This window comes from Caldanaerobacter sp., from assembly GCF_049701115.1.
Classification (GTDB): domain Bacteria; phylum Bacillota; class Thermoanaerobacteria; order Thermoanaerobacterales; family Thermoanaerobacteraceae; genus Thermoanaerobacter.
The window spans coordinates 1-12,006 of the sequence record NZ_JBNATX010000019.1 but is presented as its reverse complement, the minus strand read 5'-3'; the positions used below and the strand labels follow the sequence as shown (position 1 = coordinate 12,006).

Annotated in this window: 13 protein-coding genes, 1 pseudogene and 1 riboswitch; all 14 genes and pseudogenes read right to left on the bottom strand. The window is 38.2% G+C overall.

What is annotated here, in order from left to right; translation table 11 throughout:
- Window positions 1-116: 116 nt before the first annotated feature.
- On the bottom strand, window positions 117-1,076 hold the full coding sequence (locus tag ACPLVE_RS06830; RefSeq protein ID WP_424610846.1) for an endonuclease NucS domain-containing protein: 960 nt from the start codon (window positions 1,074-1,076) through the stop codon (window positions 117-119).
- 47 nt (window positions 1,077-1,123) lie between these two features.
- Window positions 1,124-1,363 (bottom strand): annotated as a pseudogene (locus tag ACPLVE_RS06825) (DNA adenine methylase); the annotation flags it as partial.
- 122 nt (window positions 1,364-1,485) lie between these two features.
- On the bottom strand, window positions 1,486-2,340 hold the full coding sequence (gene hag, locus ACPLVE_RS06820; RefSeq protein WP_424610819.1) for a flagellin Hag: 855 nt from the start codon (window positions 2,338-2,340) through the stop codon (window positions 1,486-1,488).
- A gap of 119 nt (window positions 2,341-2,459) precedes the next feature.
- Window positions 2,460-2,687, bottom strand: coding sequence for a carbon storage regulator CsrA (csrA, locus tag ACPLVE_RS06815; protein ID WP_424610818.1), 228 nt, complete (start codon window positions 2,685-2,687; stop codon window positions 2,460-2,462).
- A complete protein-coding gene (fliW, locus tag ACPLVE_RS06810; protein WP_424610817.1) occupies window positions 2,668-3,120 on the bottom strand; it encodes a flagellar assembly protein FliW in 453 nt (150 codons plus the stop codon). The genes csrA and fliW overlap by 20 nt, the downstream gene beginning before the upstream one ends.
- A 26-nt stretch (window positions 3,121-3,146) precedes the next feature.
- The gene (locus tag ACPLVE_RS06805) at window positions 3,147-3,704 is read right to left on the bottom strand and encodes a DUF6470 family protein (protein WP_424610816.1); all 558 of its coding nucleotides are present in this window, start codon (window positions 3,702-3,704) and stop codon (window positions 3,147-3,149) included.
- 5 nt (window positions 3,705-3,709) lie between these two features.
- Window positions 3,710-4,600: a flagellar hook-associated protein FlgL gene (flgL, locus tag ACPLVE_RS06800; protein ID WP_424610815.1), complete on the bottom strand. Its 891-nt coding sequence runs from the start codon at window positions 4,598-4,600 to the stop codon at window positions 3,710-3,712.
- A gap of 9 nt (window positions 4,601-4,609) precedes the next feature.
- The gene (gene flgK / locus ACPLVE_RS06795; protein WP_424610814.1) at window positions 4,610-6,058 is read right to left on the bottom strand and encodes a flagellar hook-associated protein FlgK; all 1,449 of its coding nucleotides are present in this window, start codon (window positions 6,056-6,058) and stop codon (window positions 4,610-4,612) included.
- A 10-nt stretch (window positions 6,059-6,068) separates the two neighbouring features.
- On the bottom strand, window positions 6,069-6,557 hold the full coding sequence (locus ACPLVE_RS06790) for a flagellar protein FlgN (RefSeq protein WP_424610813.1): 489 nt from the start codon (window positions 6,555-6,557) through the stop codon (window positions 6,069-6,071).
- A gap of 8 nt (window positions 6,558-6,565) precedes the next feature.
- Window positions 6,566-6,841 (bottom strand): flagellar biosynthesis anti-sigma factor FlgM, encoded by a 276-nt coding sequence (flgM, locus tag ACPLVE_RS06785; protein WP_424610812.1) that lies wholly within the window; start codon window positions 6,839-6,841, stop codon window positions 6,566-6,568.
- Between the two features lie 60 nt (window positions 6,842-6,901).
- Complete coding sequence (locus ACPLVE_RS06780) at window positions 6,902-7,315, bottom strand: TIGR03826 family flagellar region protein (protein WP_424610811.1); 414 nt, start codon at window positions 7,313-7,315, stop codon at window positions 6,902-6,904.
- A gap of 29 nt (window positions 7,316-7,344) precedes the next feature.
- Window positions 7,345-8,031 carry a ComF family protein gene (locus ACPLVE_RS06775; RefSeq protein ID WP_424610810.1) on the bottom strand — a complete coding sequence of 229 codons (687 nt, stop codon included), beginning with the start codon at window positions 8,029-8,031 and terminating at the stop codon, window positions 7,345-7,347.
- Window positions 8,032-8,108: 77 nt separating this feature from the next.
- Window positions 8,109-10,316, bottom strand: a complete 2,208-nt coding sequence (locus tag ACPLVE_RS06770; RefSeq protein ID WP_424610809.1) for an ATP-dependent RecD-like DNA helicase — start codon at window positions 10,314-10,316, stop codon at window positions 8,109-8,111.
- Between the two features lie 191 nt (window positions 10,317-10,507).
- The gene (gene metK, locus ACPLVE_RS06765) at window positions 10,508-11,695 is read right to left on the bottom strand and encodes a methionine adenosyltransferase (protein ID WP_424610808.1); all 1,188 of its coding nucleotides are present in this window, start codon (window positions 11,693-11,695) and stop codon (window positions 10,508-10,510) included.
- A gap of 52 nt (window positions 11,696-11,747) precedes the next feature.
- Window positions 11,748-11,856: riboswitch (SAM riboswitch) on the bottom strand.
- Window positions 11,857-12,006: the final 150 nt, after the last annotated feature.

Genomic DNA, 12,006 nt, shown 5'->3' with positions numbered 1-12,006 from the left:
ACCCGCCATTTACTAATAAGCTCGTGCTGTATTTGATTCTATTTAAATTTTCACCTCTTTTGGGCTTTCAAAATATAAATATGAAATGTACGGTTTTACACTGACATTTAGAATTTTCAGATTTTTAAGAGCTGCAACTTTTGCTTTAAATCTTCTAAGGTATACTTACGGGACCTTTCAATTTGGCCAAAAGTATAAACAAAAGGCTTTATCCCTCTCTTCTCACACTCTTGTTTGAGATTTCTTGAAAATTTTTGCGCTATAAGTACTCCAGCCACACATTCCTCACCTATTTCTTTAGTATAGTTTTCTAACTGTTCAATATCTTTGGATTTTGCACTCCCGGTTTTAATTTCCAAAACAATTTTTCTAGAATAACCAACAGGCGTGCGATCTTTAATAAGGATATCTACATAGCCTTCAGATAAAGCTTTCTCACCAAGGACTTCAAAATCTTCCGCGTGGAAAGTATCCAAACCAGCAGAATTTAAGAAAATTTGAAGATTTGTACTGACTGATAAGTGTTGTCTTATCAAAGATTGAAGGATAAATTCCTGAAAGTAAAATGTTTCCGGCGATGATTCAAGTTCTCTGTCCCATACAATATAAGGGACAAAGGTTTTGTAATTGCTTATCAATAAAGCCTCGATTGGTTTGTTGTAAACTTCTCCCATTTGAGAAACTGATTGTAAGGTGGTTTGATCTGCTTGAAAATGTGTTTTTCTATAACCACCTCTTAAAAGTAAATTTTCTGCTACATAAGCGAATTCCGGTCTCACCATAGACTCAACAAACTGACGCAATGGTTTCAAATAAAGACGGAAGGGAAAATAATAAGTTTTTCTTGACGTTTTAAAGGTTACAGGAGGCCATGGAGGAAGAGCTTCTGCATTTTTTATAGCCTCTTTCTTTTCTACTTTGTAAAGATTAAAAACTCGAGCACCATGCAAAAATGAAACAAAATCGCCTTCTTGAATTTCCATGAACGTCCATAACCCATTTACACTATTTGTAAAACCCGCCAGTGCATATTTCAGACATAAATTTAAATTTGTTTTATTTGAAACCGAAATCAAAAAATATACCACATTGAAGGCCTCCTTTTGCAGTATCTTAAAGTTTGCTCCATCAAAAATGCCTCTTTTACCCTAAAATTTTTCTTCAAAAAGAAAAAGAATGCACCGCCGCCCACGAAAGGCTCTACATATCTTTCTATTTCACCTTTTTGAAGTATTGAAGAAGGTAAGCGCTTATAAAGGTCATCCAATAGCTGTGTCTTTCCTCCTGCCCATTTCAGAAAAGGCTTAGCGTCAGGAAAAATGCTCAATTGCCTCTCAAGAGTACCAGTAAAATCTAATCTCATCGTACAATCCCTTCCTCTTAAGGTGATACCTTTAAGAATTATTATATCACCCTTTTTAAGAGGTAAAAAGCTTTGTTGAAAAAAAATAAAAGGGAGGTCTTCCCTCCCTTTTATGATATTATTTATCTTAACAGCTGGAGCACTGTCTGTGGCAACTGATTTGCCTGCGCTAGCATTGCAGTTGCTGCCTGCTGGAGTATGTTGTTCTTTGTGAATTCCATCATTGCCTGAGCCATATCTACATCTCTAATACGTGATTCAGCTGCTGTGAGGTTCTCTGATGAAACGCCTAAGTTGTTGATTGTGTGCTCGAGTCTGTTCTGATATGCACCAAGTTTAGCACGTTCTGCAGAAACGGATTTAATAGCTCCATCAATAAGAGCAATTGCAGCATCTGCATCACTTTGTGTTTGAATCCCACCTGAACCACTTAAAGTCTCATCTTTAAGTGTACTAATTGTATTTGTTCCATCACCTAATGCAGTAGTTTGCATATCTGAAATAGTCAATGTAATATTTTGACCCTGATTTGCACCGATGTGGAACACTTTATTTGAAAATGTACCATCTAAAAGAGCTTGAGTATTAAATTCCGTATTCTTTGCAATTCGATCTATTTCATCCAATAATTGATTAAGTTCTTTTTGTAACTCTTTACGATCATCTACAGTCATTGTATCATTGGCAGATTGAACAGCTAATTCACGCATACGCTGTAAAATACTGTGTACTTCGTTTAAAGCACCTTCAGCTGTTTGAATTAAAGATATACCGTCCTGAGCGTTCCTTATAGCCTGATTTAATCCTCTAATCTGTCCTCTCATCTTTTCTGAAATTGCCAATCCTGCTGCGTCATCTCCAGCTCTGTTGATTCTGTAACCTGATGAGAGTTTCTCTAATGATTTTTGAGTGTTTGTAGCGTTAATTGAAAGTGCTCTCCAGGCATTTAACGCACTTAAGTTGTGGTTGATAATCATACTATCCTTCCTCCTTGAATTTTTATTTTGGCATCCCTGCCTTAATTTTGCCTCACAGTTGGCGCCAACTGCTTCATCTTTTGTTTTCACTATATATATCGATATATTTTTGATTTACTTTAGCGTTTTTTAATAAATTTTTCTATCTCCTTCAAAGCTTCTTTGCTCACACCTGCCGCCTTTATATTTTCATCCATTACTTCTATGAGTTCTTTTCTTAATACAGTCACTTCTTTTGGAGCGGTAATCCCCAGTTTTACTTTCCCTTCTTCAATACTTACTATTTTTACTTCTACATTTTCCCCTATAATTATGGATTGACCTATTTTACGCGTGAGAATAAGCATTTTTAAGCTCCTCCAGTATAGGATGTTTTATTAGGTATTTATCATTATCCAGTATAATCTGGACTCCTCTGTTGTTTTCAGCATTTATAATTATAGGAGCTTTCAAGTTGGCAGTCATCTCCTCTATCTTCTCGGGGATTACCACAATCACAAATATTAAAAGGTGATTTACATCCTCTACAGCGAGAAAATTTTTTAACTCCTCATCAATTTCAAAAGTATAATCCGGCTTAAAAACTCTGGGGTCAATGACTACAAAGGCTATGTCAGGGTTATCTATTGATTGAAGCCATTTAAAAGGCATATCTTCCTCTTCATCGCCAATTATCAAGAAATTGTGTAAGTGTTCAAAACCTGGAATACCTTCTTCAAAGTAAATGACATCCTCTTCATTGTAATGGATAATTCCAAAATTTTTTGTATTAAGTTCCATCCTAAATTCCTCACTTTCTTTTAAACTCATATCCTCTTATCAACGTGATTTCCTACATACTCTATTTTTATCGAAGGATATTGCCTCAAGTTTATTTCTACATGAGCTAGTGTTGCAGATATTATAGGCTTGTGAGGGATTGCTTTTATTTCTACACCACCCAATTGCCAATTTATTTTCAAATACCCTTCAAACCATATTTTAGGGCGGGATTTTGGCATGAGGTCAACATTAAAATCTATATCCTGAATCAAGGCTTCTTCACTTAGCTTTACAATTGCATCTTGATGAGTTTCTATAGAAGCTAATATATCCCCATCTTCAGCAATTTTGCCTATAGCATCCAGAGCTATTTGTTTACTCCTCTCTGCCTCATCATGTACAAGGTCAAAGATATTTTTAAGCCCAGCTTCATAAAAACACTGATATTGATCTATCCGAACTTGGGGAAGCTTTTGTTCTATTTCCATTTTTGCAGGTATTTGCTTTATCTCAAGGTCGGCTTTAGGACTTTTTATAGAAATTTGGGCAGGATAAGTGTTTATCCCTATCCTGCCAAAAGTCTGGTGTATCGCTATGTTCATTTTCATCACCTTAGAAAATCTATTAGGCTGGGCTGTATTATGCGGGCACCCGCAGCCAGAGATGCCCTATACACATTTTCATCCATCTTGAGATTTGTGATAACCTGTGCCATATCTGCATCTTCATTTTTTGAAAGAAGTGCCGTAAAGTTATAGTTATCATTTTGAAGCCTATTTTGTATCAGGTCTATCCTATTTGACTTTGCTCCAACTTCCGCTCTAACAGATAAAACATTTTCCAGCTGTTTATCTATATCAGCTATCATGCTGCTTACAGATTGATTATTCCCATTTTCTAAAGCAGATTTTAAATTGTCCATCATTTCAAGAAGCCTAGATGTCCCTCCTGCTACATCAAAAAGCCTGCTGCCAGGCACATTTACAGCCATTTTATTCCCACCGGGTCCCACTTCAAACTCTATAAAGTTGTCATCACCGCTGTAACTGTTGGCAGTTTCACTAAAAGGAGCTCTGTCGGTTCTAAAACCTGCAAATATGTATCTTCCATTGTACTGCGTATTCCCCACTTGCACCATCTGGGCTTTCAACTGCATTATTTCCTGAGCAATCTTTTCCATGTCACTCTGGGTTAAAGTTCCATTCGCCCCTTCAACAGCAAGCTCTCTCGTCCTTTGAAGAAGGTCCCCTAATTGAGCTAAAGCACTGTCCGTAATTTCAAGCCATGACTTTGCATCGTCAGCATTTTTTGTGTAAGCATCATTTCTCGCCATGTCTGTCTTAATCCTCAAACTTGTGGCCACAGCCACAGGGTCATCAGAAGGTCTTGTAAATTTTTTACCTGATGAGAGCATATTCTGACCTTTTTGAAGCCTTTCAAGGTTGTTATAATAATCAGTTAAAAAAGTAGATATCATCATGTTATGAGTAACTCTCATTCAAAGCACCTACCTTCCAACTATTCCCATTCTATTTATGATTGTATCTATGAGCTCGTCCATGGCGGTTATTACTCTTGCACAGGCGGCATACGATTTCTGGTATTTTAACATATTTGTCATCTCTTCATCTAAAGAAACACCTGAGGTAGACTGCCTGTTTAGGTCTATCTGCTTTACCATTACTTCCTGATTTTTCTTCATTACATTTGCCTGCTCTGCATCAACACCCAGATTCGCAATCAAAGACCTGGCAAAGTCATCAAAAGTAGCTTTATCAAGGCCATCAATCGGTCTATCTCTTAATGCTATAAGTTCCAAGGCATTTCTATTATCACCGGGAAGAGCTGCAGGGTCTTTTGCAGCAGCTATTTTTAAAAGGCCATCTGATGCAAGGATAGTACTGCTTACTTTTATTAATTGAGCATAAGGAATGGTTTTATCGTAAGGAAGAGATGTGTCAAAACCTCCAAAAAGAAAATTTCCTGTACTACCATCTAAACCATATCCATGGCTGTGAACTTCATTTAAAGACTTTGCTATGTTGTAAGCCAGCTTGTTCCACTGTTCCGTATAATAAGGGATACCTTTTACGCCATCTGCCCCATCCCCATCTCTCATGTCCAAAAGGCCTTTTAATATGCCACTTGAAGGGCTGACAGGACTTCCTGTGAGGTCCCATATCACCTTCCCGTCTTTATCCATAGACATCGTAAAGGCAGTAGTGCCACTTACCAAAGCCTGTCCGCCTATATCTATCCTGAAATTTCGATTGGCATCCTCATAAGTAGTTATATTTACCAATTTTGAAAGTTGGTCTATTAGAAGGTTCCTCTGGTCTCTCAAATCGTTCGCTATTTGACCTGATAATTCAAATCTGTATATTTCTCCATTTAGTCTGCTTATCCTTTCAGCATAAGAGTTTATTTCTGCAATCCTTGATTGTATGGTAGAGTTTAATTCGTTTAATTTGTCATAAAGGTGCTGGTAAACCGTGTTGAAAGTATCTGCAAGTGCTATCGCTCTTTCTCTTACCTCTGCTCTTACTGTCAAACTCTCTGGATTTTTTGAAAGCTCCTGCAAAGAGTTAAAAAAGTCATTTAAAACAGCTGTTATGCCGCTACTTGATGGCTCATTTAATATATTTTCAATTGCAGAGAGAACCTCAGCCTTTGTCTCCCATTCTCCCAAAAATTTGTTCTCTCTTCTGTACTGATTGTCTAAGAATTGATCGCGTATCTGCCTTATGTCCACAATTTTTACGCCTTCGCCTATAGCCTTGCCCCACTGGTCATACATTCCAAAGGTAGTAGGAGGCGCAATTGAAGCCATATCTACTACCTGTCTTGTATAACCAGGTGTATTGGCATTAGCTATATTGTGGCCTGTAACCTCCAGCGCTTTCTGGCTTACAAAAAGGCCCGTTTTGGCTATTTCAAGCCCCTGAAAAGTAGACATATCTATCCCCCTATGCCTTTTTATCAACTAAACTAGTATAACCCTTGGATCCTCCTTTTTCTCCGTAAATGCCCTTGTCCTCCTCTAAAGCTTCTGATATAGCCTTGATAGAATAATTCACATATTCCAGTGCCTGCTCAATCAAAGCCATGTTTAAATCGTTTCTCTCGCCTAACTCTTTTAAAACAGCACTCAATCTTTCCTTAACGTTGTTAAACTGTACAGCTTCTTCGAGAGGAAGGGTTTTTATAACCTCGCTTATAGTCACGCCTTCTCCTTTACCCATCTCTTTTAAGGTGTTTTCCCTTTTTTCTTCCAATTCGACGAGTTTTTTTATGAAATTTCTCTCCATCTGCACAGTTTCATCCAGTTCTTTTATCTTCCCATGGACTATCATGTCAGTTTTTTTGGTCGCCAGTTCAAGCAAAATCTCATATATTGCCATTTCTTCCTTTAGAAGACCTAAAAGCCTTTGACTAGCATTCATTTTTACGCACATCCTTAAAATTAAATTTTTTTGTTAAGAAGCACTCCCTTTAATATTGCATCAGCCACATCTTCTGCTTTAACATTGTAAGTGCCAGAACTTAACCTTGACTTTATATCCTCAATCTTTTGGTTTTTTATTTTTTCAAACTGGCTCAAATTCTTGGCAAGTTTTAAAGCCTCTTTTGAAATCTCTACTTTATCCTTTATTTCTGATTTATTAGGCTTTACTTTCTCTATTGAGTTAACCTTATAGATTGACATTATTTTATCAATATTGTTATTGTAGATTTTCATTCCCAACACCCCCGTACTACCATTAATATCGACTCAACAAAGCAAAAGTTTAATTTTAGATCATTTTTTCTTTTTCTTTGTATCGTATACATACAACCTCTCACCTTTCGTTTCATCTTCCTCTTTAGTTGTTTTAGATTCATACCCTTTTGTGAGTTCCCTCGCAAGCTCCATTCTACATTCGTCACAAAATCTTCCGCTAAGTATTGGCTTGCCGCACCTTTCACATCTTAATCCTATGTTGACATTGCTCGGCGAAAGTATGAGGCGTCCCTCTTTTAAGAAATCCATTATCTTTTTTGCAGAAACCTGAGTATTTTGAGATATTTCAAGCATTGTGGCATTGGGATGCATGTCTAAATAATCGCGAACTTTTAAAAAGTCTTCCTCATCCTGCTGATAACACACAGGACATAAATCTTTTCCCGTATAGATATAAGGCCTTCCACACCGCTTGCAATTCCGTATTTCCATAATCTTCATCCCCTTTTACATAATCCCCATCACATCCTGCCAATTGCAATAGTAACCACATAAACTTCTTTTGCCCCGTTTTCCTTTAATGCTTTCGCACATTCGTCAAGGGTTGCCCCTGTTGTCAAAACATCGTCCACTAAAAGAACATTTTTCCCTTCAATTGTGTCTTTATATGTAACTTTAAAGGCTCCTTTTACGTTTTCCATCCTTTCCTCTCTGTGAAGAGCAGTCTGAGTTGTGGTATTTCTAACCCGCCTTAGAGCTTTTGACATGAAGATATTGAGCCTGTAAGAAAGCTCCCTTGCTAAAAGTTCAGATTGATTGTATCCTCTTTCATCAAGTCTTATCCTGTGAAGTGGAACGGGAACTATGACTTCAATATTCCAGCCCATATTTTTTACTGCATCAGCCATGTAATCGGCGAAAAATGAAGCTAAGTGCCTTTCGTTGAAATATTTAAATTTCGCTATGAGTTCTTTTACAATGCCCTCATATTCAAATGGACTTACATTTTGTTTAAAATAATGCGGTGTTTTGAGGCAATCACTGCATATTTCTCCTTCTTTAAGGGGCTTGCCACATATTCTGCACCTGTTGCCATTGATAATTTCAAGAGATGCCTTGCACCTATCGCACAAGTATCCACTTTTTATAGAAGCATTGCAAACTATGCAACTGGTCTTGGGAGGAAAAAGCAGGTCCAGAAAAGTCATTTATGCATCCCTCATCGCTTTCTTCTTTCAATTATTTTATCGGCATAAATAAATTAAAATTTACACTTTTCTATAAATTATTGGATGTAAATTAAGGTCTTTTTTAATCTCGATAAAAGTCCTGAATACCTTTTAGAAATCCTGTTGTTGTCAATCATAAATTTTAAATATTTCTCCTGCCCTACTAAGACTACCAGCTTTTTTGCCCTTGTAACAGCTGTGTAAAGTAAGTTTCGGGTTAAAAGCATAGGAGGTCCGTATGTCACTGGCATTATCACCACAGGAAATTCGCTGCCCTGACTTTTATGAACTGTGATAGCGTAAGATAAGGTAAGTTCGTCCAAATCGGAAAAATCGTAAGTCGCTACTTTTTCGTCGTCAAAATACACGGTAACTTCTTGAAGTTCCTCATCTATTGACTGAATTATCCCTATGTCACCGTTGAAAACTCCTTCTCCTTCCTCATCCCCTCTTTTCCAGGTCATTCTATAGTTGTTCTTGATCTGCATCACTTTATCACCGACTCTAAAAGTAAATTCTTTCATTGGTTTTTCTGCTTTGTCTTTAGAAGGAGGGTTTAATACCTTCTGAAGTTCTATATTTAAATTGTGAACTCCTATTAACCCTTTTTTCATTGGAGTTAGAACCTGAATGTCATTAACAGGATGAAAGCCATAAGCTTTAGGAAGCCTATTGGTGACAAGGTCTAGTATTGTCTTTAGCATGTCTTCCTGCGTAGGTACACTTAAAAAGAAGAAGTCGCCATTTTTGTCATTGTAGGTAGGATATTCGCCGTTATTTATTTTGTGAGCATTTACCACAATAAGGCTTTCTTTCTGCTGCCTGAAGATTTCTTTTAACCTTATCACCTTTACAATTCCGCTGTCTATTATGTCCCTTAGTACATTTCCTGCTCCAACAGATGGGAGCTGGTCAGCGTCCCCCACGAGAATAAGCCTTGATCCGGCAGGAATAGCCTTTAAAAGAGCATTCATAAGCAAAATATCCACCATAGAAGCTTCATCTATTATGATTACATCGTAATTTAAAGGGTCTTTTTCGTTTTTATTAAACCCTTTCCCTTCCTCCTCCGTATAGGTATACTCTAAAAGTCTGTGAATGGTCTTTGCCTCTTTCCCCGTTGCTTCAGTTATCCTCTTTGCAGCTCTTCCTGTGGGAGCAGCAAGAGCCACTTTTTTGTTGGCTTTTTCAAAAATCCTTATTATACAGTTTATAATCGTAGTCTTACCCGTGCCAGGTCCCCCTGTTATGACCACTACAGAATTTTTTATGGCTTCTGTTACCGCTAATTTTTGATTTTTATCTAAAACTATTCCTGTTTCTTTTTCAAAATTCCTTATTTCTTTTTCTACATCTATATTTAAATCTTCGCACTGGGTCACTGTCATTGTAAAAAGCCTTTCTGCAGTATGAAGTTCTGCCACATAATAGGGGATGTAATAAACCCCTACTGTATTGTCTTCAAACTTTTCTATATGTATTTTTTCATTTTGAGCTAAAAGCACAAAAGCATCTTCCACTTCTTCTTCGCTTACCTCAAGAAGCTGGGCAGTTTCTTTTTTGAGAAGTTCTTTTGGCACATAGGTGTGCCCATTTGCAGCATACTGCACTAAGACATATCTCGCCCCTGCAGAAATGCGGTATGTGGAATGCGGGTCGATGCCTAAGCTCTCCGCAATCTTGTCAGCGGTCTTAAACCCTATGCCGAATATATCATCAGCAAGCCTGTAAGGATTTTGTTTTATTATCTCTATTGCATTATTTCCATATTCTTTGTATATTTTTATAGCCATATGGCTAGAGATCCCGAATTGATGTAGAAACACCATTACTTCTTTTATTCCCTTCTGCATCTCATAAGCTTCACTTATTTTCTTTATCTTCTCATCGCTTAAACCTTTTATCTCCTTTAGCCTATGTGGTTCCGTCTCTATAACATGAAGAGAGTCAAGCCCAAATCTTTCTACAATCTTTCTCGCGGTGACAGGGCCAATTCCGGGTATCAGGCCTGATGCTAAAAAGCGCTCTATCCCTTCCAGGGTATTGGGAGAAAGAGTCTGGTAATTGATAACTCGTATCTGGTCTCCGTAATCAGGATGTACTACCCATTCCCCCTGCACCTTTATTCTCTCTCCCACCGTAACAAAGGGCATTACACCTACAGCAGTCACTAAATCTCCCTCTACATCCAGTTCCAGAACCGTATACCCGTTTTGTTCGTTTCTAAAGATTATCTCCTCTACTATTCCTTCTACCTCTACCATGGCTTTTCACCCGTTAAAAAATATTTTTACAATTTAATTTTAACCTATTTAGAGGGGGATATAAAGGGCTTGGGACTTTTATTTTTGCCAAAAATAATGTATAATATATCTTAGCGGAGCGGTTTTAAAAATAAAGGCGTTATAAAAATATATAAAAAACGCCAAAAGCCCGGGTAAAGCCCGGGCTTTAATCATATTCCTGCTAATTTTCTCAATATATCCACTCTATCTGTTTTCTCCCAAGGGAGGTCTAAATCATGTCTTCCAAAATGTCCATAAGCAGCAACTTGTCTGTATATGGGCCTTCTCAAGTCCAAATCTCTGATTATGGCTGCAGGCCTTAAATCAAAAACTTTCTTTACAATCTCTGATATTTTTTCATCAGAAATTTTGCCTGTACCAAATGTGTTTACCTCAACCTCCAGTGGAGTTGCAACACCTATCGCATACGCCACCTGTACTTCACATTTCTTAGCGAGACCCGCCGCTACGATGTTTTTAGCCACATACCTTGCCGCATAACTTGCTGACCTGTCAACTTTTGTTGGGTCTTTCCCTGAAAAGGCACCGCCTCCATGCCTTGCGTATCCACCATAGGTATCTACTATGATCTTTCTCCCTGTAAGGCCGCTATCTGCTTGGGGACCCCCTATTACAAACCTGCCAGTAGGATTCACAAAAATTTTAGTGTTCTTGTCCATCATGTTTTCAGGAATAATCACATTTACAACATGTTCAATTATGTCTTTTTCTATCGTGTCAAGGTCAACTTCAGGAGCATGCTGAGCTGAAACTACAACAGAGTCGACTCTTAAAGGCCTCTCATCTTCGTACTCTATTGTCACCTGAGTTTTGCCATCCGGTCTTAGATAGCTCAATGTACCGTTTTTCCTGACCTCAGCTAGCCTTCTTGCCAGCTTGTGAGCCAGCATTATGGGCAGCGGCATTAGCTCTTCTGTCTCATCGCAGGCAAAACCTATCATGATGCCCTGGTCTCCAGCGCCAATCGCCTCGATTTCGGCATCCGTAAGTTCCCCTTTTCTCGCCTCTAAAGCCTTATTCACTCCCATGGCAATGTCCGGAGACTGTTCGTCAATGGAGGTTATTACGGCACAGGTATCTGCGTCAAAGCCGTATTTTGCTCTCGTGTATCCTATATCCCTTATGACGTCTCTTGCTATCCTAGGAATGTCCACATAGCACTCTGTAGTAATTTCTCCCATTACCAGAACCAAGCCGGTAGTTACAGCTGTCTCACATGCCACGCGGGCGTAAGGGTCTTTTTTTAAGATTTCATCCAGAATGGCATCTGAAATCTGGTCACAGATCTTATCAGGATGCCCTTCAGTGACTGACTCAGAAGTAATAAATCTTCGCATTTTCTTCCCTCCTTAAAAGCAAAATAAAACCCCTTCTAAAAGAAGAGGCATACCCTCATCTTTCAGAAGAAAAATCTTCTGAGAGAATTGGCACCTTATCCTTAAAAGGACAGGTTGCCGGGTTTCATCGGGCTCTTTCCCTCCACCTCTCTTGATAAGAGCGTGTTATTGAATTTCTGCTGTCTACTATATCACACTTTATAAGGTATGTCAAATACTTTTGTAAAAACAAAAAAGCGCGCTAAAAAGCGCACTTCAGTTTGTTGACAAGGTGCTTCTTATTTAAGTGGCATTTTGTGTTAATGCTCCGG

Bases quoted from the DNA above. Each gene is read 5' to 3' on its own strand.
- ACPLVE_RS06780 (WP_424610811.1), bottom strand. From the start codon at position 7,315: ATGGAAATACGGAATTGCAAGCGGTGTGGAAGGCCTTATATCTATACG.
- metK (WP_424610808.1), bottom strand. From the start codon at position 11,695: ATGCGAAGATTTATTACTTCTGAGTCAGTCACTGAAGGGCATCCTGAT.
- hag (WP_424610819.1), bottom strand. From the start codon at position 2,340: ATGATTATCAACCACAACTTAAGTGCGTTAAATGCCTGGAGAGCACTT.
- ACPLVE_RS06805 (WP_424610816.1), bottom strand. From the start codon at position 3,704: ATGAACATAGCGATACACCAGACTTTTGGCAGGATAGGGATAAACACT.
- ACPLVE_RS06775 (WP_424610810.1), bottom strand. From the start codon at position 8,031: ATGACTTTTCTGGACCTGCTTTTTCCTCCCAAGACCAGTTGCATAGTT.
- flgK (WP_424610814.1), bottom strand. From the start codon at position 6,058: ATGTCTACTTTTCAGGGGCTTGAAATAGCCAAAACGGGCCTTTTTGTA.
- ACPLVE_RS06770 (WP_424610809.1), bottom strand. From the start codon at position 10,316: ATGGTAGAGGTAGAAGGAATAGTAGAGGAGATAATCTTTAGAAACGAA.
- flgM (WP_424610812.1), bottom strand. From the start codon at position 6,841: ATGAAAATCTACAATAACAATATTGATAAAATAATGTCAATCTATAAG.
- flgL (WP_424610815.1), bottom strand. From the start codon at position 4,600: ATGAGAGTTACTCATAACATGATGATATCTACTTTTTTAACTGATTAT.
- fliW (WP_424610817.1), bottom strand. From the start codon at position 3,120: ATGGAACTTAATACAAAAAATTTTGGAATTATCCATTACAATGAAGAG.
- csrA (WP_424610818.1), bottom strand. From the start codon at position 2,687: ATGCTTATTCTCACGCGTAAAATAGGTCAATCCATAATTATAGGGGAA.
- ACPLVE_RS06790 (WP_424610813.1), bottom strand. From the start codon at position 6,557: ATGTGCGTAAAAATGAATGCTAGTCAAAGGCTTTTAGGTCTTCTAAAG.